16 protein-coding genes and 4 pseudogenes are annotated in these 18,941 nt (G+C 64.8%); 10 read left to right on the top strand and 10 right to left on the bottom strand.

What is annotated here, in order from left to right; translation table 11 throughout:
• Positions 1-208 precede the first annotated feature (208 nt).
• Complete coding sequence (locus U873_RS0130160) at positions 209-823, top strand: biliverdin-producing heme oxygenase (RefSeq protein ID WP_025131795.1); 615 nt, start codon at positions 209-211, stop codon at positions 821-823.
• Positions 820-3,048 carry an ATP-binding protein gene (locus U873_RS0130155; protein ID WP_025131794.1) on the top strand — a complete coding sequence of 743 codons (2,229 nt, stop codon included), beginning with the start codon at positions 820-822 and terminating at the stop codon, positions 3,046-3,048. The genes U873_RS0130160 and U873_RS0130155 overlap by 4 nt, the downstream gene beginning before the upstream one ends.
• Positions 3,049-3,069: 21 nt before the next feature.
• On the opposite strand, the gene U873_RS0130150 is transcribed toward U873_RS0130155, so the two are convergent.
• Positions 3,070-3,984 carry a LysR substrate-binding domain-containing protein gene (locus U873_RS0130150; RefSeq protein ID WP_025131793.1) on the bottom strand — a complete coding sequence of 305 codons (915 nt, stop codon included), beginning with the start codon at positions 3,982-3,984 and terminating at the stop codon, positions 3,070-3,072.
• 102 nt (positions 3,985-4,086) lie between these two features.
• Between U873_RS0130150 and U873_RS0130145 the strand changes: the two genes are divergently transcribed.
• On the top strand, positions 4,087-5,019 hold the full coding sequence (locus U873_RS0130145) for a DMT family transporter (RefSeq protein WP_025131792.1): 933 nt from the start codon (positions 4,087-4,089) through the stop codon (positions 5,017-5,019).
• A 5-nt stretch (positions 5,020-5,024) separates the two neighbouring features.
• Here U873_RS0130145 and U873_RS0130140 read toward each other — a convergent pair whose 3' ends face one another.
• Positions 5,025-6,431 carry an MFS transporter gene (locus U873_RS0130140; RefSeq protein ID WP_025131791.1) on the bottom strand — a complete coding sequence of 469 codons (1,407 nt, stop codon included), beginning with the start codon at positions 6,429-6,431 and terminating at the stop codon, positions 5,025-5,027.
• 96 nt (positions 6,432-6,527) lie between these two features.
• On the opposite strand from U873_RS0130140, the gene U873_RS0130135 reads away from it, so the two are divergent.
• Entirely contained in the window at positions 6,528-7,412 is an 885-nt protein-coding gene (locus U873_RS0130135; protein ID WP_025131790.1) for a LysR family transcriptional regulator, read from the top strand.
• On the opposite strand, the gene U873_RS0130130 is transcribed toward U873_RS0130135, so the two are convergent.
• Positions 7,402-7,926 (bottom strand): YbaK/prolyl-tRNA synthetase associated domain-containing protein, encoded by a 525-nt coding sequence (locus tag U873_RS0130130; protein ID WP_025131789.1) that lies wholly within the window; start codon positions 7,924-7,926, stop codon positions 7,402-7,404. The genes U873_RS0130135 and U873_RS0130130 overlap by 11 nt on opposite strands.
• A gap of 33 nt (positions 7,927-7,959) precedes the next feature.
• Entirely contained in the window at positions 7,960-8,907 is a 948-nt protein-coding gene (locus U873_RS0130125; RefSeq protein WP_025131788.1) for a LysR family transcriptional regulator, read from the bottom strand.
• A gap of 95 nt (positions 8,908-9,002) precedes the next feature.
• Here U873_RS0130125 and U873_RS0130120 point away from each other — a divergent pair, with 95 nt between their 5' ends.
• The gene (locus U873_RS0130120; protein ID WP_025131787.1) at positions 9,003-10,085 is read left to right on the top strand and encodes an SDR family oxidoreductase; all 1,083 of its coding nucleotides are present in this window, start codon (positions 9,003-9,005) and stop codon (positions 10,083-10,085) included.
• 1 nt (position 10,086) lies between these two features.
• Here U873_RS0130120 and U873_RS0130115 read toward each other — a convergent pair whose 3' ends face one another.
• Positions 10,087-10,692 (bottom strand): flavin reductase family protein, encoded by a 606-nt coding sequence (locus U873_RS0130115; RefSeq protein ID WP_025131786.1) that lies wholly within the window; start codon positions 10,690-10,692, stop codon positions 10,087-10,089.
• Between the two features lie 163 nt (positions 10,693-10,855).
• On the opposite strand from U873_RS0130115, the gene U873_RS0130110 reads away from it, so the two are divergent.
• A complete protein-coding gene (locus U873_RS0130110; protein WP_025131785.1) occupies positions 10,856-11,629 on the top strand; it encodes an SDR family oxidoreductase in 774 nt (257 codons plus the stop codon).
• Between the two features lie 110 nt (positions 11,630-11,739).
• A complete protein-coding gene (locus tag U873_RS0130105; protein ID WP_025131784.1) occupies positions 11,740-12,645 on the top strand; it encodes a LysR family transcriptional regulator in 906 nt (301 codons plus the stop codon).
• Between the two features lie 15 nt (positions 12,646-12,660).
• Here the strand turns inward: U873_RS0130105 and U873_RS37770 are convergent.
• The 4 pseudogenes from U873_RS37770 to U873_RS37755 all read right to left on the bottom strand — a co-directional run.
• Positions 12,661-13,095: pseudogene (locus U873_RS37770) on the bottom strand (methyl-accepting chemotaxis protein); the annotation flags it as partial.
• Between the two features lie 108 nt (positions 13,096-13,203).
• A pseudogene (locus tag U873_RS37765) lies at positions 13,204-13,977 on the bottom strand (PAS domain-containing protein); the annotation flags it as partial.
• 250 nt (positions 13,978-14,227) lie between these two features.
• A pseudogene (locus U873_RS37760) lies at positions 14,228-14,659 on the bottom strand (methyl-accepting chemotaxis protein); the annotation flags it as partial.
• Between the two features lie 162 nt (positions 14,660-14,821).
• A pseudogene (locus U873_RS37755) lies at positions 14,822-15,454 on the bottom strand (PAS domain-containing protein); the annotation flags it as partial.
• A 296-nt stretch (positions 15,455-15,750) separates the two neighbouring features.
• Here U873_RS37755 and U873_RS0130090 point away from each other — a divergent pair.
• Complete coding sequence (locus tag U873_RS0130090; protein WP_025131781.1) at positions 15,751-16,245, top strand: RidA family protein; 495 nt, start codon at positions 15,751-15,753, stop codon at positions 16,243-16,245.
• A gap of 57 nt (positions 16,246-16,302) precedes the next feature.
• Here the strand turns inward: U873_RS0130090 and U873_RS0130085 are convergent, their stop codons facing one another.
• Positions 16,303-16,635 (bottom strand): DUF2790 domain-containing protein, encoded by a 333-nt coding sequence (locus U873_RS0130085; RefSeq protein ID WP_025131780.1) that lies wholly within the window; start codon positions 16,633-16,635, stop codon positions 16,303-16,305.
• Positions 16,636-16,966: 331 nt separating this feature from the next.
• On the opposite strand from U873_RS0130085, the gene U873_RS0130080 reads away from it, so the two are divergent.
• The gene (locus U873_RS0130080) at positions 16,967-18,295 is read left to right on the top strand and encodes an OprD family porin (protein WP_025131779.1); all 1,329 of its coding nucleotides are present in this window, start codon (positions 16,967-16,969) and stop codon (positions 18,293-18,295) included.
• 175 nt (positions 18,296-18,470) lie between these two features.
• Positions 18,471-18,692, top strand: a complete 222-nt coding sequence (locus U873_RS0130075; protein ID WP_025131778.1) for a hypothetical protein — start codon at positions 18,471-18,473, stop codon at positions 18,690-18,692.
• Positions 18,693-18,941 lie beyond the last annotated feature (249 nt).

Here is an 18,941-nt window from a genome sequence, read left to right as displayed (position 1 = left end):
GAGCCTGTCAGGCACGGCGAAAAACCATGGATCGACTACGCTTGGCCGACCGGCGGTCTGTCAAAACCCTGCGCCAAGCGAAAAAGCAGGGGTAGAGTAGCGCCCTGATTTTTCTGTGCGATGGCTCTATTGCAGGGACTGCAGCCAGTCCCAGCCTTTGAAGACGCCCGAAGCGCGTCCATTAACCGTTGCGACCCTTGATCCCTGAATGCCCACTCCGCACCAAGACTGCCCAGCTCCCAGCCTGCTCCAGGAACTGCGTACCGGCACCGCGACCTTGCACGTGGCCCTGGAAAAACGCCTGCCGTTCTTCTCCGAACACTTCGATGCCGCCTACTACCGACGGCTGATCCAGGCCTATTACGGCTTCTATCAGCCCCTGGAGGCGGCCCTGCTGGGCTGCGGCCTGATTCCTCCGGGCTACGATCCGCCCCAGCGCTTCAAGACTCCGGCCCTGAGCGGCGACCTGCAGGCCCTGGGGCTCAATGCCGCCAGCATCCGCACCCTGCCCCTTTGCCCGCAACTGCCGGCGCTGGACAGCGCCGGCGCCTGCCTGGGGACCCTCTACGTGCTGGAAGGCGCGACCCTGGGCGGGCAGATCCTGCGCCGTGAAATGGCCCGGCGCCTGGACCTCGACGCGAACAACGGCGGCGCCTTCCTGGATGTCTACGGCGCCGCCACCGGCCGGCGCTGGAAGGACTTTCTCGACTACCTGGGGCGCATGCCCGAGGATGCGAGCGCGCGACAACAGGTAGTCAGCGCCGCGCAATCCACATTTGCCTGTTTCGAGCACTGGCTCGATAGCCGCGAGGTGCTGCTATGACCCCATCGGATTCCCAAGACTTCGAACAGCTGCTGGCCAATTGCGCCAATGAGCCTATCCGCTCCCCCGGGGCGATCCAGCCCCATGGCGTGCTGCTGACCCTGTCCGAGCCTTCGCTGTGCATCCAGCAGATCAGTGCCAACGTCGAGGTCCTGTTGGGCCGGGTCGCCGAGCAGGTCCTCGGCCAGCCGCTCGAGTTCCTGCTGGGGGATGCCCAGGGCCGGCGCATTCGCGAAGTGCTGCAGTTGGACCGGCTGTTCGACGCCCCACCCTTGCAGCTGTCACTCAATGGCACGCAGTTCGAGGGTTTGCTGCACCGTCATCAAGGCGTACTGGTGCTGGAACTGGAAATCCAGCCCGAGCCCCTGCACGCCCAGCCGAGCGCGAACCTCGGGCGCCTGCTGCGACGCCTGCAAGCGGCCAGGACCCTGCACGAGCTGTACGCCATCAGCGTGACCGAGATCCAGGCCATGACCGGCTATGACCGGGTGCTGATCTACCGCTTCGAAGAGGAAGGCCATGGCCAGGTGATCGCCGAAGCCACCCGCCCGAGCATGGAGGTGTTCAACGGCCTGTTCTTCCCCGCCTCGGACATTCCCCAACAGGCCCGCGAGCTGTACCGCAGCAACTGGCTGCGGATCATCCCCAACGCCGACTACCAGCCGGTGCCGCTGCTGCCGACCCTGCGCCCGGACACCGGACAGGCCCTGGACCTGAGCTTCGCCACCCTGCGCAGCGTGTCGCCGATCCACTGCCAGTACATGAAGAACATGGGCGTGCTGTCATCCATGAGCATTTCCCTGCTCAAGGACGACCAGCTCTGGGGCCTGATCAGTTGCGGCAACCGCCAGCCACTGCTGGTGCCCCATGAACTGCGCATGGCCTGCCAGACCCTGGGCCAGGTGCTGTCGCTGCAGATCAGCGCCATGGAGGCCCTGGACATCAGCCGCCAGCGAGAGGAAAAGATCAGCGCCCTGGCCGAGCTCAACCAGGCCATGGACGCCGCACCGGGCAGCGTCTTCGAGACCCTGGCGCAGGTGCCCCGACAATTGCTCGAACTGACCCAGGCCGGTGGCGTGGCCATTATCGAAGACAAGCAGTTGCACTGCTTCGGCCACTGCCCGCCCGCCGATGACATCCGCGCCCTGCACCACTGGCTGCAAGCGAGCGGGCAGCCGGTGTTCGCCAGCCACCAACTGGCCAGCGTCTATCCACCGGCCGCGAGTTATCAACAGGTGGCCAGCGGTGTCCTGGCCATGAGCCTGCCCAAGCCTGTGGATAACGGTGTGCTGTGGTTCCGCCCGGAAGTGAAGGAGAGCATCAACTGGAGCGGCAACCCGCAAAAACCCCTGGACCTGGAAAACTCCGAGGCCGGCCTGCGCCTGCGGCCGCGGACCTCGTTCGAGATCTGGAAGGTGGAAATGGCCGGAATCTCCGCCAAGTGGAGCCATGGCGAGCGCTTTGCCGCCAACGACCTGCGCCGCTCGGCCCTGGAGCGCGACCTGGCACGCCAGGTACTGCGCGAACAGCAGGCGGTGCATGCACGGGACGAACTGGTGGCGGTGGTGTCCCACGACCTGCGCAACCCCATGACCGTGATCTCCATGCTCTGCGGCATGATGCAGAAAGCCTTCAGTTCCGATGGCCCCCACACTTCGCGGCGGATTGCCTCGGCCATCGACACCATGCAACAGGCCGCCAGCCGCATGAACACCCTGCTCGAAGACCTGCTGGACACCTCGAAGATCGAGGCCGGGCGCTACCAGATCACTCCGCAGTTGCTCGACGTCAGCCAGATCTTCGAAGAGGCCTACTCACTGCTGGCGCCCCTGGCCCTGGACAAGTCCATCGACATCCGCTTCGACGCCGAGCCGGACCTGATGATCGATGCCGACCCCGAGCGCCTGTTCCAGGTGCTGTCGAACCTGGTAGGCAATGCCATCAAGTTCACCCCCAAACAGGGCCAGGTCAGCATAGTAGCGAGCTCCGATGGCGAGCAGATCGTGTTCAGCGTGCGCGACTCCGGCGAAGGCATAGCCGAAGACCAACTGCCGCATATTTTCGATCGCTACTGGACTCTCAAGGAAGGCAACCCCAACGGCACCGGCCTGGGCCTGTACATCAGCCGCGGCATCGTCGAGGCCCATGGCGGCACGATCGAGGCCTTCAGTGAGCTGGGCACAGGCAGCGAGTTCCGCTTCAGCGTGCCCCGTGCCAACCGCTGACCCACACCCCCGGGATGCTCTTCAGCGGCCCGGGGTTTCTTCAGCACAGCGAGCCACCAGCCAATCGCGGAACAGCTGGCCACTGGCAGACAGGCGTCGGTGCCGCAGGTGCACCAGGAAATCCGCCTGACCGGTGTGGAACGCCCATTCGCCAACCCGCTGCAACTCGCCCTGGGCCACCCCTTCGCTGGCCATGAAATCCCACCCCAGCCCCACCCCCATGCCCTGCTGCACGGCGCTGTAGGTCAGGGTCAACTGGTTGAACCCCAGTGCCCCAGGCGGCGCGCTGTATTCCAGGCCGAAATGCCGGAACCAGTCCCGCCAGTCAATGCAGTTCCATCCCGAGGCATCCAGCTGGATCAGGGGCAGCTCGCTCAATTGCCCGAAGTCATCGACCCGTGGCAGTTCCAGGTGCCGGCTGGCGATGGGGTAGACGATCTCGGCGAACACTGGCACCACCGCCAGGGATGACCACTGCCCGGCGCCATAGAGAATGCCGAAGTCATGCTCGGCCACGCTGGACTCGTCCATGTCGTTGTTGGCATGGATGCTCACGGTGATGTCCGGATGCTGCTTGTTGAATGCCAGCAGCCGCGGAAACAGCCAGAACTGCGCCACCGCATGGGTGCATTGCACGGTGATGGTCTTGGCATCACGTCCGGCCCGCAGGCGGCTGACACTGCGCAGCAAGGCCTCGAGCTGGGTGCTGACCTCGGCGAACAACGAGGCACCGCTGGGGGTGAGTTTGACCCCCCGGGCCTGGCGCTCGAACAGCTCGGTCTTGAGCGACAGTTCCAGGGCGCGGATCTGCTTGCTGACCGCGCTCTGGGTCAGGCACAGCTCGGTAGCGGCCCGGGTGAAGCTGGCGTTGCGCCCCACTGCTTCGAAGGTCACCAGGGTTTCCAGTGGTGGCAGGTGGCGCGCGTAACGACTCATCAGGCATTCCCCAGAAGAATAGGTAGGTGCCTATATATCCTTTGTCCACTCGGTCAGCAATGGCTAGCCTGCGCACCTTGATGAATGGCTGCGAGTGTGTGGATGAAACGCGGAGTTGCTTATGCGGCCCTGGCCGGTGCGGTCTGGGGCCTGGCCATTGTGGTGCCCAGCCTGTTGCCGGAGTTCAGCCCGCTGATGCTCAGTTGCGCCCGCTTCAGCCTGTACGGTGCATTCTCCCTGCTCCTGGCTGCGCCCCAGTCCCGGGAGCTGCTGCAGCGCCTGAGCTGGGGCGATGCGGCGCTGCTGCTGAAGCTGTCCCTGACCGGCAACCTGATCTATTTCATGCTCCTGGCCAGCGCCATCCAGTGGGCCGGCGTGGCCAGTACCGCACTGATCGTCGGCCTGTTGCCGCTGACCATCACCCTGGCCGGACGCGGCGATGCCGACGCCGTGCCGTTGCGCCACCTGCGCTGGCCCCTGCTGCTGGTGTTCATCGGTATCTGCTGCATCAACCTGGACACCCTGCTCACGGCCCCGAGTGGCTCGAGTGAACTCGGCCAGCGCGCCCTGGGCCTGCTCTGCGCCTTTGGCGCCTTGCTGTGCTGGACCTGGTTTGCCACCGACAACGCCCGCTACCTCAAGCGCAGCCGCTTCAACAGCGCCCAGTGGTCGACCCTGTGGGGCATCAGCACCGGCCTGATCAGTGCCGTGGTCTGGCTGCTGGCTGCCGGCCTAGCCCTGCCGGGCACCCAGGCCGAGGCCAGCGATCAGCGCTGGATATTGTTCTGGGGCCTGAGCCTGTGCAGCGCGGTGCTGGGCTCCTGGTTCGGCAATCGCATGTGGAACGCCTCGACCCGGCGCTTGCCACTGACCCTGAGCGGTCAGTTGATCGTGTTCGAGACCCTGTTCGCCCTGCTCTACGGGTTCATCAGCCTGCAGCACCTGCCCAGCCTGCTGCAGGGCTGCGCCGCGCTGCTGTTGCTGGCCGGGGTGCTGTGGGCGGTGCGCCGCCACCTGCCGCAAGCCCACGGCTAGGCACCTCAACCCTGGGCTGCGGAACAGGCCGGCAAGGCCGCCGAAGCCCGAGGCAGGCGCAGCGCCAGCAGGGCCCCGAGCAAGGCCAGCAGGGCACTGGCGGCGGTGGCGATCTCGATGCCATAGGCTTGGTTGCCGGTGGGGCTCAGGGTATTGGCCAGGGACACCAGCAGCGCCAGGCCCAGGGCCCCGCCGATCTGCTGACTGGTGGAAGCCACGCCCGCCGCCACCCCTTGCTCGGAAGCCGCGATGCCCTGCCCGGCCGAGACCCACATCGAGGTCCAGGTCATGCCCTGGCCGATGCTCATGATCACGATTCCCGGCAGCAGGCCGACAAACCCGCTGCTACCGGGCAGGGCCAGGTACATCATGCCAATGCCCACGGCGCCGGCCAGCAGGCCGCTGACCAGGGTCGCCCGCAGGCCGAAGCGCAACAGCGCCCGTTCCGCCACCCAGATGCCCAGGGTACAGAGCAGGGTCGAGGGCAGGAACGCCAGGCCGCTCTGCAATACGCTGAACTGGTAGACCTGCTGGAAGTACAGGCTGAGAAAGTAGTACTGCACGCCGAAGCTGCTCATGAACAGCGCGGTAATCAGCATGGCCATGCGCAGCTGTGGATAACCCAGCAGGCGCAGCGGCATCAGCGGATCGCGGCTGCATTGCTCAAGCAGGACAAACAGCCCGAGCAACCCCAGGGCCCCCCCCAGGCAACCCAGGGTCGCCGGTGCACTCCAGCCCCATTCAGGGCCCTGGACGATCGAGAACACCAGCAGGGTGCCGCCCAAGGTCACGGTCAACGCACCACGCAGATCGAACGGGCGCCCACGCTGGCGCGCCGGGTCGGCGGGAATCCAGCGTCGGGCCAACAGCGCACAGGCACCGGCCAGCGGCACGTTGACCAGGAACACCGCTTCCCAGCCCCAGTACTGGGTCAGCACGCCACCCAGCAAGGCCCCCAGGGCCAACCCCGCCGCCGAGGCCGCGCTCCACACGGCGAAGGCACGATTACGTGCCGGGCCTTCGGCGTAATAGGTGTTGATCAGGGCCAGGGTCGCCGGGAACAGCATCGCCCCGCCGACGCCTTGCACCGCCCGGGCCAGCACCAGCAGCAAGGCGCTGCCGCCCAGCCCGCCGGCCAGGGAGGCCAGGGCGTACAGCGCCTGGCCGACAATGTAGAAACGCCGCTTGCCCAACAGGTCTGCCGCGCGCCCACCCAGCAGCAGGAAGCCACCAAAGGCGACACTGTAGGCACTGACCACCCATTGCAGTTGCTGGGCAGAGAAGCCCAGGCGGGTGCCGATTTCCGGCAGGGCGACAAACACGATAGTGGCGTCCAGGGCGATGATCAGTTGGGCAGTGGCCAGCAGGAGCAGCATCCAGCCTGAAGGCTTGGCGGAGAGGGACGCGGACATCGCGAAAATCCTTGTAGGAAATAACTGGCGGCCAGTTTCATCGATGCGCTTTAAATGATAAACACGCCACTGTCTCTTTCAGTAATGACTTTAATCATGGATCTGAACGCCGTTCGCCTGCTGGTCAGGGTGGCCGAAACCCGCAGTTTCACCCGCGCGGCTGGGGACCTGGGGTTGACCCAGTCCGGCCTGTCCCGGGCCATTTCCCGGCTTGAACAGCAGTTGGGCGTGCGCCTGCTGCAGCGCAATACCCGCAGCGTCAGCCTGACCCCGGACGGCCAGGTGCTGGTGGAACGGGCCGGGCCCTTGCTGGCCGAACTGGCCCACACCGAGAACCTGCTGCTCGATCGCCGAGATTCCCCTCGCGGAGTGTTGAAGATCAGTACGCCGTCGCTGTTCGGGCGCAAGGTGGTGATGCCGGTGATAGGCCAACTGATGGGCCAGTACCCCGAGCTGAGCATCGAGGCGGTGATGACCGACCGGGTGGTGGACATCATCGACGAAGGCTTCGATGCCGTGGTGCGCACCGGAGTGATCCAGGACCAGCGCCTGATCGCCCGTACCCTGGCGCCGCTGCGCTGGGTCACGGTGGCGGCGCCGGCCTACCTGCAGCGCCATGGCACACCGCAGCGGCTGACGGACCTGCAGCGGCACAACTGCCTGGCGGTGCGCAACCTGCGCAGCGGCCGGCTGGTGGAGTGGCAGTTCATGGACCAGGGCAAGCCCCTGGACCTGGCGGTCCAGGGCCGCTTGATCTTCGACATTGGCGACGCCCTGGTGGACGCGGTGCTGGGCGGCTACGGCATTGCCCAGTTGATGGAGTTTGCCGTGCGCGACGCCCTCGACGACGGCCGCCTGCAGCCGGTACTGCAGGCCCATGACGGGCGCTGCCGGGAGCTGTCCCTGGTCTATCCGCCGTCGCGCCAGTGCTCGCCTAAGCTCACTGCCTTCGCCGACGCCCTGGGCCAGGTCAGCTGGTAGCCGGGCCCGAATCGGACGGCACGCCTTGGGCTTGCGGCTCCTGGGTCACGCTCAGCACCAGGGGCCGGGCAATCCGCAGGTAGTCCTGGGTATCGAGCACCATGGAGGCATCCAGGCGCCCGGCATTAAAGGCGATCTCGGCGTAGCGCGAGGGCAGTTGCGGGTCGACGATCAGGGTGATGCGCTGATCGAAACTCAAGGGCGGGATGGCACCGATGACACAGCCCGTGAGCTCCCTGGCCAGGTCTGCAGGCACCAGTTGCGCCTTCTTGCCCCCCAGGGCCGCGCCGACCTTTTTCATGTCCAGTCGCTGATCCCCGGAGAGAATCACCAGCCCATACACCTCATCCGCGCCCTTGAGGCTACAGAGCATGGCCTTGGCCCCCTGCCCCGGCTCGGTGCCGCGAATCTCGGCCACCCGCGCCGACTGCCCTTCGGCCGGGTGCAGGATCACCCGGTAGCTCGCCTGGTGGCTGTCCAACAGGCTCACCAGACGCTGAAAAACGTCATCCATGTTCGGTCCTTGAAAGAGAGGGCGGGAGCTGATTCAAGCATCCGGCGGCAATGCTGACCAGTGGTCCCCGAGAGAAAACGACAGCGGCACCCGCTGCACCAGAAAATCGATAAACACCCGTACCCGGGACGGCAGGTGGCCGCCCTGGCCCACATAGAGCGCGTAGAAACTTTCCACCGGTGCCTGATTGAACGACTCGAGTACCGGTACCAGGCGCCCCGCCGTCAGATCATCGGCAATGGTGAAGGCCGCCAGTTGCGCCAGCCCGACGCCGTGCAGCGCCAGGTGGCGCAAGGCTTCACCATCACTGGCCTGAACCCGCCCGTTGGGCTGCACCACCGAACCCTGGCCCTCAGCCCCCAGGCGCCATCCCGGCAAGGCCCGGGCATAGTCGAAGCCGAGCAGGTGATGCCGAGCCAGATCGCCTGGCACCTGGGGCGTGCCGCAGCGGGCCAGATAAGCCGGAGAGGCGACAATGATGCCGCGGGTTTGCCCCAGCTTGCGGGCCACCAGTTGCGAGTCCGTCAGGGGGCCGGCGCGGATCGCCACATCGATCTGCTGCTCCAGCAGATCCACCAGCGCATCGCTGTGGACCAGGTCCAGGGACACCGCCGGGTACAGTTCGAGGAAGTCCGCCAGCAAAGGCGCCAGCACATGCAGGCCGAAGGACGCACTGGTGTTGACCCGTACCCGGCCAACGGGCGAGCGGCCACTGCTGGCCTCGCCTTCCACCTCACGCAGGTCCGCCAGCAGGCGCACGCTGTTCTCGTAAAACCCCCGGCCCTCGGGAGTCAGCTGCAACTGCCGAGTGGAGCGATTGAGCAGCCGCACACCCAAGCGCGCTTCGAGCCTGGCCAAGAGCTTGCTCACCGAGGACGGGGTCACCTGTCGCTGCCGCGCGGCGGCCGACAGGCCACCGCATTCGATCACCTGAACGAAGGTTTCCATTTCCGCGAACCGATTGATTTCACTGCCCGCCATATGAATTCAACTCACAAATGCTGTGCCGGCAGGCAGTCTATTTCACTCAGGTTCACGTCTCTATGCTGGCGTTCCTTCATTTCGAGGTACTCCCCATGAGCCTTTCTCTTTCCCCTGAACGCCACCTGCTGGTCATCGGCGGCTATGGCGTGGTCGGTACCGCCGTGGTCGACCTGATGACCCAGACCTCGGGCTGGCAGCTGACCACCGCTGCCCGGCGCCAGCCACCGACCACCCTGTTCGACGGCAGGCCGGCCCCGGCGCACATCAGTGTCGACCTGTTGGATGCCGCGGCGACCCGGCAGGCCTTCGCCGACCTCGCCAGCGTCACCGACCTGGTGTTCTGCGCCTACAACGAGCGCGAGACCATGGCGGCCACGGTGGCGCCCAACCTGGCGATGCTTGATCACAGCCTCCAGGCCCTGCGCCAGGCCGGTGCCCGGGTGCAACAGGTGGTGCTGATCGGCGGCGGCAAGTCCTACGGCGAGCACCTGGGGCCCTACAAGACCCCGGCCAAGGAAAGCGACCCGCGCTTCATGGGCCCGATCTTCTACAACGATCAGGAAGACTTGCTCTGGCGCGAGGCCGAACGTGAAGGTTTCGCCTGGACCGTGCTGCGCCCGGATGGCGTCATGGGCCCTAGCCTCAACTCACCGATGAACATCCTCACCGGCATCGCCAGCTTTGCCGCCATCAGCCAAGCCCTGCAGCTACCACTGCGCTTTCCCGGCAGCCTGGGCGCCTGGTCGGCCCTGCACCAGGCCACCGACTCCGGGGTGCTGGCCCAGGCGGTGCTCTGGGCGTTGACCTCTGCGGCCGCCCGCCAGCAGGTGTTCAATGTCACCAACGGCGATCACTTTCGCTGGCAGCAACTGTGGCCGCAGATCGCCGGGTTCTTCGGCCTGGACAGCGCCATGCCACAACCGATGAACCTGGGCGTGCAGATGGCCGACAAGGCGCCGCTGTGGGCACGCATTGTCGAAGAACACGGCCTGCGCCAGACACCCTGGGAGCAGATCGCCGCGTGGCCCTTCGTCGATGGCTGGCTCAACGCCGGCTACGACATGGTGCAAAGCACCATCAAGATTCGCCAGGCGGGTTTCCAGGGTTGCATCGACAGCCACCAGAGCGTGCTCGAGCAGTTGCAGCGCCTGCGCGACTACCGGCTGATTCCCTGATTCAGGCGCCGTTGGCCAGGGGCAACTGGCGACCGTCGACGCTGTCACCAATGGCCAGGAAATGCCCGCCGGCCACATGGTGCAAGGTCCGCAGCGAATCCTGCCCCTCGAAGTGCCAGCGGCCCTCGCTGAACACCCGGGTATCGGCCTGGGCGGCAATCACTTCGCCAAGGAACAGGTCGTATTGCTGGTGATTGTGGGGCTCGGGCAACAGGCGGCATTCGAGCCAGGCCACACAGCCCTCGAGCAAGGGCGCCGCAAGCGCCTCGCCGGCGAAGGTGGACAGGCCGTAGGCGGTGAACTTGTCCTGGCCGGCATGGCTCAGTTGCAAGCCGGAACTGTTGCCCACGCTCTGCACGATGTCGGCCTGGGCCACGCAGGGGACGTTGAGCACGAAGGTGGCCGACGCCTCCAGCAGTTGCCGGGTCCAGGTGGACTTGTCGAGTACCACGGCGACTTTCGGCGGATCGAAGTCCAGGGGCATGGCCCAGGCCGCGGCCATGATGTTGCGCTGCCCGCCGTGGGCGGCACTGACCAGTACCGTGGGGCCGTGGTTGAGCAGGCGATAAGCCTTGTCGAGGGGCACCGGACGACGGAATGCGGACATGGAAGGCTCCTTAAAAAAGCCCGATTGTAGCCCTATCCAGCGTGCCGGCAGAGGCCGCGATTAGGCAGGTTTGCCGGATAATCCGTCCAGCCGGCACGGGCTTATCCGCGACCGTCCTGGCACTAGACTCAGCCTTCACCTCACTTGTTGAAGGACCCGCACCATGGCCGACCACTCCCTGAACAACAAAGTCGTGCTGATCGCCGGAGGGGTGAAGAACCTCGGCGGCCTGATCGCCCGCGACCTCGCCAGCCACGGTGCCAAGGCCGTGGCCGTGCACTACAACAGCAGCTCCAGCCAGGGCGACGCCGACACCACGCTGGCAGCGCTCAAGGCCCTGGGGGTCGACGCCCACGCCTGGCAGGCCGACCTCACCCGTGCCGATGCCGTGGAACGCTTGTTCAGCGAGGCCAAGGCACGCTTCGGCAAGATCGACATCGCCATCAACACCGTGGGCAAGGTGCTGAAAAAACCCATAGTCGAGATCAGCGAAGACGAGTACGACCAGATGTTCGCGGTCAACGCCAAGAGCGCGTTCTTCTTCATCAAGGAGGCCGGCAAGCACCTGGAGGACAACGGCAAACTGGTGACCCTGGTGACCTCGCTGCTGGGTGCCTTCACACCTTTCTATGCCGCCTACGGTGGCTCCAAGGCACCGGTCGAGCACTTCACCCGGGCCGCGGCCAAGGAGTTCGGCGCACGCGGCATCTCGGTGACGGCGGTCGGGCCGGGCCCCATGGATACGCCCTTCTTCTACCCCGCCGAAGGCGCCGATGCCGTGGCCTACCACAAGAGCGCCGCAGCCCTGTCGCCGTCGAGCAAGACCGGGCTCACCGATATCGAGGACGTGGTGCCCTTCATTCGCCATCTGGTCACCGAGGGATGGTGGATCACCGGCCAGACCTTACTGATCAACGGCGGCTACACCACCAAGTAATCCTGGCGCCCAAGGGGTAAATTGGCCTGCCGAACCGCTGCATCGGTCACCTCGGACGATGCGGCGATCCCCAGCCATCAGGCGTCCCCCGAACCAGGACCGTTCATACGATGGATAAACTTGAACAATACCGCGTGTTCATCCAGGTGGCCGACATGGGCAGCTTCATCAAGGCCGCCCACGCCCTCGAACTGCCACGGGCCACCGTCTCTTCTGCCGTGCAGCAACTGGAAACCGGCCTGGGCACCCGCCTGCTGCACCGTACTACCCGGCATGTGCAGTTGACCGCCGACGGCGCCATCCTCCTGGAGCGGGCACGGCGCCTGCTGGCCGACGCCTCGGAACTCAACCAGCTGTTCCAGCATCGTCAGGTGGACGTCAGCGGACGCTTGAACATCGACGTGCCGAGCCGTATCGCCCGGCGCCTGATCGTCCCGGCACTGCCCCACTGGCTGGGCCTGTACCCCGGGCTGCAACTGGCCCTGGGCGCCAGCGACCGCAGCATCGACCTGGTCCAGGAGGGCATCGACTGTGCAATTCGGGTGGGCAGCCTGGCGGACAGCAGCCTGATCGCCCGCCCACTGGGACAACTGGCCCTGGTCAACTGTGCCAGCCCCGCCTACCTCGCCGAACACGGTGAACCCCACAGCGCCCAGGACCTGCAGAACGGCCAGTGGATGGTCGGCTATGCCTCCCCCGATACCGGCCGCGAGCAACCCTGGGAATACCTGCAGGAAGGTCGCGAGCACCTGCTCGGGCTGCCCAGCCGGGTGATCGTCAACAATGTGGAGAACTACATTGCCTGCTGCCGCCAGGGGCTGGGCCTGATCCAGGTGCCGCGCTTCGATGTGCAGCACCTGCTGGACCGTGGCGAGCTGGTGCAGGTATTGAGCGCGCTGCCGGTAGCGCCCATGGACATCTGCGCGCTGTACCCCGACCGCCGCCATCGCTCGCGACGCCTCAACGTGTTCATTGAATGGTTTGCCGAACTGATCAAGCCTCACCTGGAGGCTTGATCGCGGCGACGGACCTCAGACCGCCAGCTGGTTGGCGAACTGCCCCACTGCGCCCACCACCTTCTGCGCACCGTCCTGGATCTCGACGATCACCGTCCCGGCCTCCGCCGCCAGGGTCAGGCCCTGCTCGGCCTGCTGCCGCCCCTCGGCCATCAGCTCCACCGCCGAACGGGCCATGTCCTGGTTCTGGCGAACCACACCGACGATTTCATCGGTCGCGTTGCTGGTGCGCGAGGCCAACTGCCGGACCTCATCGGCCACCACCGCAAAGCCCCGGCCCTGCTCCCCGGCCCGGGCCGCCTCGATGGCCGCATTGAGGGCCAGCAGGTTGGTCTGTTCGGCAATCCCGCTGATGGTCTTGACGATGCTGGCGATCACCAGAGACTGCTCGTTCAACGCCTCGATGCCGTCACCGGCCTCCTGCATGCACTTGGCCAGGTCACGCATCACGTCCAGGGTCTCGGTGACCACGGCGGAGCCACGCTGGGCGCTGGTGTCAGTCTGCCGGGAGATGCTGTAGGCAATGTCCGCGGCCTCGGCCACCGAGCGTTCCTGGTTCACCTGGTCGGTAATCAGGGTGGCGAACTTCACCACCTTGTAGAGCTCGCCGCTGGCATCCAGCACCGGGTTGTAGGACGCGTCGAGCCACACCACTCGCCCCTGGCTGTCGATACGCTTGAAGCGGTCGGCAACGTATTCGCCGGCGTTCAGGCGCGCCCAGAAATCCAGGTACGACGGACCTTCGTACTCCTGGGGCTCGCAGAACAGTCGGTGGTTCTGGCCCTGGACCTCGTCGAGGCGGTAGCCCATGCATCCGAGGAAACGAGGGTTGGCGGTGAGTACCCGCCCCTGCAGGTCGAACTCGATCACCGCCGTGGAACGCAGCAAGGCCGCCATCAGGTTTTCATGCTCGCAGGCACGTTCCACCGACTCGGTCTGGTCGCTGCAGATCAGGTTGTAATGGTCGAGCTGACCGGCACTGTCACGGATCGGCTGCACGCAGACATGCAACCAGGCGTCGTGCCCGTCCCCCCGTTGCAGGCGCAGTTGACCGACATAGGTTTCGTTGCGGGCCAGGGCCGCCTTGAAGGCCCGATACAGCTCGGCGGCCTGGGGATGGCGCGAGACAAGACGCTCCAGCGGCTGCCCGCAAAGCTGCTGGCCACCCAGGTCCAGGGCTTGATTGAAGTTCTGGTTGACCCTGCGGATCGCCCCCTCGCCATCCAGCTCGATGCTGAGCACCTGAGTCTCCAGGCAGGCCTTGAATTGCTGCAGCGCGCTCAGCTCGTCATTCAAGGTGGCAAGTTGTTGCTTCAAGCGTTTGTTGAACATGGATACACCGACAGACTAGGAGTGGATACAACGATCCCCTAGCCATCGGCGCCTGCGGGCCTTTCTCCAAGCCCTGTACCGGCTTTCAGAATATTCTTAATACTTGTTGGGAAACATCTCACCAGATACCTGGCCTGCAGGCGGGGCCGCCCCTCACGCACCTGCCAGCGGACAGCCCCCTGGCAGCGACCCAAGCGCACAGACGCCGCCGTTACCCGTGCCCCGACAACGGGCCACGGGTAACGGGCACTCAGGACGACAGCTGATTGGCGAACTGCCCTACCGCGCTCACCACTTTCTGCGCTCCGTCCTGGATCTCGACGATCACCGTGCCGGCCTCGGCGGCCAGGGCCAGGCCCTGCTCGGCCTGCAGCTTGCCCTCGGCCATCAGTTCCACGGCCTCGCGGGCCATGTCCTGGTTCTGGCGCACCACACCGACGATTTCCTCGGTGGCCTTGCTGGTGCGCGAAGCCAGTTGCCGGACCTCATCGGCCACCACCGCAAAGCCCCGGCCCTGCTCCCCGGCCCGGGCCGCCTCGATCGCCGCATTGAGGGCCAGCAGGTTGGTCTGCTCGGCAATTCCGCTGATGGTCTTGACGATGCTGCCGATCACCAGGGACTGCTCGTTGAGGGCTTCGATGCCTTCGCCGGCATCCTGCATGTGCTTGGCCAGGTCACGCATCACCGTCACCGCCTCGGTGACCACAGTGGTGCCGCGCTGGGCGCTGCTGTCGGTCTGCAGCGACGTGCTGTAGGCAATGTTCGCCGCCTCGGCCACCGCCAGTTCCTGGTTCACCTGATCGGTGATCACGGTGGCGAACTTCACCACTTTGTAGAGTTTGTTGTTGGCGTCCAGCACCGGGTTGTAGGACGCCTCCAGCCAGACCACCCGGCCGTGGGCATCGACGCGCTTGAAGCGTTCGGCAATGAACTCGCCGGCATTCAAGCGCTTCCAGAACGCCTGGTAGGCCGCGCTGTTGTACTCCTCAGGCTCGCAGAACATGCGGTGATGCTTGCCCTTGATCTGCGCCAGGCTGTAGCCCATTCCCGACAGGAAGCGCTCATTGGCATTGAGCACCATGCCGTTGAGATCGAACTCGATCACCGCGGTGGAGCGCACCAGGGCGCCGATCAGGTTCTCGTGCTCGCGGGAGGCTTCGATGGTCCGGGTCAGGTCGCTGGAGAAAATCGCGAAGTACTTGATCCGCCCCTCGGAATCGCGAATCGGCTGGGAGATCGAGCGCAGCCAGGCCTCCTCGCCGTTGCCCCGCAGCAACCGCACCGCCCCGGCGAAATGCTCGCCACGGCTGAGGGTCGCCTTGAAGCGTTGATGAAACTCGTCGTTCTTGACGTGGGCCGGGACGATGTCTTCCAGGGGCCGGCCCACCAGGTCACCACTCTTGTAGAGCATTTCCTCGGCGAAGTTGTGGTTGACCGATTGAATCCGTCCATCGGCGCTCAAATAGATCACAAGCATCTCGCTTTCAAGGCTTTCCTTCACTTGCTGAAGGCTCGAAAGTTCTTCACGAAGAGTCGACAGCTCTTGCTTCAAGCGTTTATTGAACATGGGGACGCACCGAGGGGGGACTGAAAAAATAGGCTGCTTTGGGCCTAACATCGGCCCTGAAATAATTTTCTTAATAGCCGCCAAGACTTGTCTGACAAAAATAATCCAGTATTGGCCAAAGCCCATCGATACGGGGCCTGTGCCGCGGATCGGCCGAGCCTATAGTCGGGCTCGGAGAAATCCACGGCGATCGACGGAGTTGGACTATGGAAGCATCACGCAAGGCACTTTTCCTGCAGGCAGCGGCACAGGTCGGGCACAGTTTCGAAGGCGAAATGCGCATTGGCGGCAACTATGTGCCGGCAGTGCGCAACGGGGATGAGGTGTATGTCAGCGGGCAGATCCCGCGCATCGACAACCAGGTGATGGTGGTCGGCCGGGTCGGTGCCGAGACCACCCTGGAACAGGCCCGCCACGGGGCACGGATCAGCACCCTGCGGGCCCTGGCCATTCTTGGGCAGATGCTGGGCGACCTGCAACGGATCAAGCGGATTCTGCGGATCAACGTCTATGTGCAGAGCGCAGCGGACTTCACCCAGCAGAGCGAAGTGGCGGACGGCGCTTCAGAGATCCTCTATTCGATCTTCGCCGAGGCCGGGGTGCACACCAGGACCTCGGTAGGGGTCTACCAGTTGCCGAAGAACGCCTCGGTGGAAGTCGACATGGTCGTCGCCCTGCACCCCGAACCGACCGACGACTGAAACCGCCTGTGCCTTGCCGGGCAGGCCCTCCCGGCAAGGCAAGCTGCGAGCCAAGACTCAGCTGCCGTTCTTGCGGCACTGGCCCATGACCTGATACTCGATGGTCTGGAGCTGCCCGGCGGAGTCCTCGTAGGTCATGCGCGAAGGCACCACCTGGCAGGCCTGGAACGGCGGTGTGACGTTGACCACCTTGGCGATGTCCAGCTTCATGCCGTAGCGGTAGTTCTGCACCACCGGGGCCGGCTTGCCCTGCTTCGCGGCATAGCGCTCCATGGCCTTCTGATTCTCCACCATGGCCTGGGTAAAGGTGCGGTCTCCTCCGCCTTCGGCCAGGGCCAGGGAAGAGAGGGAGAGCAACAGCGCGGCAATACTCAGGTTGAATGATTTCATGACAGTTTCCTCGTCCAATTGACATCAGCGAGGATAAGCAACCGACCCTGTCAGAATGATCGCGGGCACATTACTTATCTGTAATGCCCTCTTCCGGAAGACCATCACCCCCAGTCAAACGCCCGCTCTACAAGGCCTGCCGAGCTTGTCACGAGCAACGGCCAGGCGCATTTCTTGCACAATTGTAATCACCGGGTCACCCCGACGTTATCTGCCGTTTGCAACTATCGACAGCGACCGCCAAGGCGTAACAACGCCTGTTGGTCGAAGCCAATAAGAACGCCTCTGGCGATATAAAAGTTGATAGCTGCCAACACTCAGGAGCGACCCCATGCGAATCAATCCCCCCTTGTCCCTGTCCGTGCTCGCTGCGGTACTGGGACTCAGTCCTATGGCGGCAGTGGCCGCCGAGGAACGGCCCGAAGGCTTTGTCGAAGGCAGCCGCCTCGACCTGCTGCTGCGCAACTTCTACTTCAACCGCGACGACCGCAAGGGCCAGTCCAGCCCCACTGGCAATGGCTATTCCGAAGCCTGGGCCCAGAGCCTGATCGGCAAGTTCGAATCCGGTTTCACCCAGGGCACCGTGGGCCTGGGTGTCGATGCCTTCGCCATGTACAGCCTCAGGCTCGACTCCGGGCCCGGCCGCAGTGGCGGCGGCGGCTCCTTCGGCATGCTGCCGGTGAACCATGACAACGAACCCTCCGCAGGCTACGGCAAGGCCGGCGGTGCGGCGAAATTGCGGGCCCTGGACACCGTGGTGAAAGTCGGCGACGTTTTTCCCATGACCCCGGTGGTGCACTACGGCGACTCGCGCCTGATGCCGGAGAGCTTTCGCGGGGCGACCCTGGAGAACACCAGCCTCGACGGCCTGAAGCTGCAGGGCGGGCGCTTGCACGCCATGAGCCAGCCCGACAGCAGTGGCATGCGCGATGGCTTCGCCACCTTCTACGCCGGCAAGGTGGACTCGCCCTGGATCGGCTACTTCGGTGGCGACTACCAGCTCAATCCCAACCTTAGCCTGAGCCTCTACAGCAGCCGCCTGAAAGACGCCTGGGACCAGTACTACTTCGGCGCGGCCGGCAACTACCCGGTGTCCGACGACCTCACGCTGTTCAGCGGCTTCAACTATTACAAGGCCGTCGACGAAGGCAAGAAACTGCTGGGCGAACTCGACAACAACATCTGGAGCGCCAAGGTCGGCGCCACCTTCGGCGCCCACACCCTGGCCCTGTCGCACCAGCGCAACAACGGCAACGACGACTTCGACTACCTGCGCCAGTCGGACTCGATCTTCCTCGACAACTCGATCCAGTACAGCGACTTCAACTCGCCCAAGGAACGCTCGTGGATGGTCCGCTACGACCTCGACATGCAACCCCTGGGCATCCCCGGCCTGTCGTTCATGACCCGCTATGCCCGGGGCAGTGGCGCCGACTACAGCCATGCCAATTCGGTGTACATGCGCCGCGACGCGGCGGGTGATCCCTTGACCGACCAACGTCGCTGGGAACGGGATTTCGAAGCCAAGTATGTGTTCCAGGGCGGCAGTCTCAAGGACCTGTCCCTGCGCATCCGCCAGGCGACCATCCGCTCCAGCCAGTTCGAGTCCGACCTGGAGGAGTTCCGGCTGATCGTCGAGTACCCCCTGGCACTGCTCTGAGGTGTCTGGCCGGGCAGGTTGCCCCTGCCCGGTGTTAAAACTTCTTCACAGACTCGTGCCTTTCAGAACTGTAATATCGGCCTCACCTTCTCGTTAGGTTGGTCTCCATATACTCCCGGACACACATGAATCAGCCGTGCCTTCTACGGCCGGACAGCGTGTCAGGAGAGCGTCCATGCGCCCAACCCAACTGTTGTTGATCGGCCTTCTGGCCACTACCAGCTCTGCTGTCTGGGCCGCTGATGGCAGCGAACGCCCACAGCAGCTTCGCGAAGCCTTCCTGGCCAGCCAGGAACAGATTCACGGCGACGCCAACCAGGAAACCGCCGCCACCGGCGGCCCCGGCAAGACCCCAGTCGATGCTTCAACGGCCCCGGTGGCCAAAGAAGATATTTGACGGCCCTTGCCTACCGAGCACATTCATCTCTTGAAGCGTTTTTTCTGATGCTCCTTTGGAAAGAGATGAATTTTTAGCGTCCCGCATGGGGCGCTTTTTTTTGCCTGCCGATTTCTTCTGCTCGTCACTGGTTCATCGCCACGGCGAGGCCTCCTGCCGAACCGCCCTCGATCCCTGGGTCGCTGCTCGCCTGCCCGTCGGCCACGGCCCGGTGGACCCAGCGCCAGCGGTGCCGGGCCAGGCCGGGGC

It is taken from the genome of Pseudomonas sp. PH1b (genome assembly GCF_000633395.1).
Classification (GTDB): domain Bacteria; phylum Pseudomonadota; class Gammaproteobacteria; order Pseudomonadales; family Pseudomonadaceae; genus Aquipseudomonas.
The sequence above is the reverse complement of the archived record's forward strand: the minus strand, read 5'-3'. Positions and strand labels throughout refer to the sequence as shown.

Excerpts from the sequence above, each read along its gene's own strand:
- U873_RS0130135 (WP_025131790.1), top strand. The coding sequence starts at position 6,528 with ATGGATCTGAACGCCGTTCGCCTGCTGGTCAGGGTGGCCGAAACCCGC.
- U873_RS0130085 (WP_025131780.1), bottom strand. The coding sequence starts at position 16,635 with ATGAAATCATTCAACCTGAGTATTGCCGCGCTGTTGCTCTCCCTCTCT.
- U873_RS0130120 (WP_025131787.1), top strand. The coding sequence starts at position 9,003 with ATGAGCCTTTCTCTTTCCCCTGAACGCCACCTGCTGGTCATCGGCGGC.
- U873_RS0130145 (WP_025131792.1), top strand. The coding sequence starts at position 4,087 with ATGAAACGCGGAGTTGCTTATGCGGCCCTGGCCGGTGCGGTCTGGGGC.
- U873_RS0130115 (WP_025131786.1), bottom strand. The coding sequence starts at position 10,692 with ATGTCCGCATTCCGTCGTCCGGTGCCCCTCGACAAGGCTTATCGCCTG.
- U873_RS0130110 (WP_025131785.1), top strand. The coding sequence starts at position 10,856 with ATGGCCGACCACTCCCTGAACAACAAAGTCGTGCTGATCGCCGGAGGG.
- U873_RS0130155 (WP_025131794.1), top strand. The coding sequence starts at position 820 with ATGACCCCATCGGATTCCCAAGACTTCGAACAGCTGCTGGCCAATTGC.
- U873_RS0130105 (WP_025131784.1), top strand. The coding sequence starts at position 11,740 with ATGGATAAACTTGAACAATACCGCGTGTTCATCCAGGTGGCCGACATG.
- U873_RS0130125 (WP_025131788.1), bottom strand. The coding sequence starts at position 8,907 with ATGGCGGGCAGTGAAATCAATCGGTTCGCGGAAATGGAAACCTTCGTT.
- U873_RS0130130 (WP_025131789.1), bottom strand. The coding sequence starts at position 7,926 with ATGGATGACGTTTTTCAGCGTCTGGTGAGCCTGTTGGACAGCCACCAG.
- U873_RS0130080 (WP_025131779.1), top strand. The coding sequence starts at position 16,967 with ATGCGAATCAATCCCCCCTTGTCCCTGTCCGTGCTCGCTGCGGTACTG.
- U873_RS0130150 (WP_025131793.1), bottom strand. The coding sequence starts at position 3,984 with ATGAGTCGTTACGCGCGCCACCTGCCACCACTGGAAACCCTGGTGACC.
- U873_RS0130140 (WP_025131791.1), bottom strand. The coding sequence starts at position 6,431 with ATGTCCGCGTCCCTCTCCGCCAAGCCTTCAGGCTGGATGCTGCTCCTG.
- U873_RS0130090 (WP_025131781.1), top strand. The coding sequence starts at position 15,751 with ATGGAAGCATCACGCAAGGCACTTTTCCTGCAGGCAGCGGCACAGGTC.
- U873_RS0130160 (WP_025131795.1), top strand. The coding sequence starts at position 209 with ATGCCCACTCCGCACCAAGACTGCCCAGCTCCCAGCCTGCTCCAGGAA.
- U873_RS0130075 (WP_025131778.1), top strand. The coding sequence starts at position 18,471 with ATGCGCCCAACCCAACTGTTGTTGATCGGCCTTCTGGCCACTACCAGC.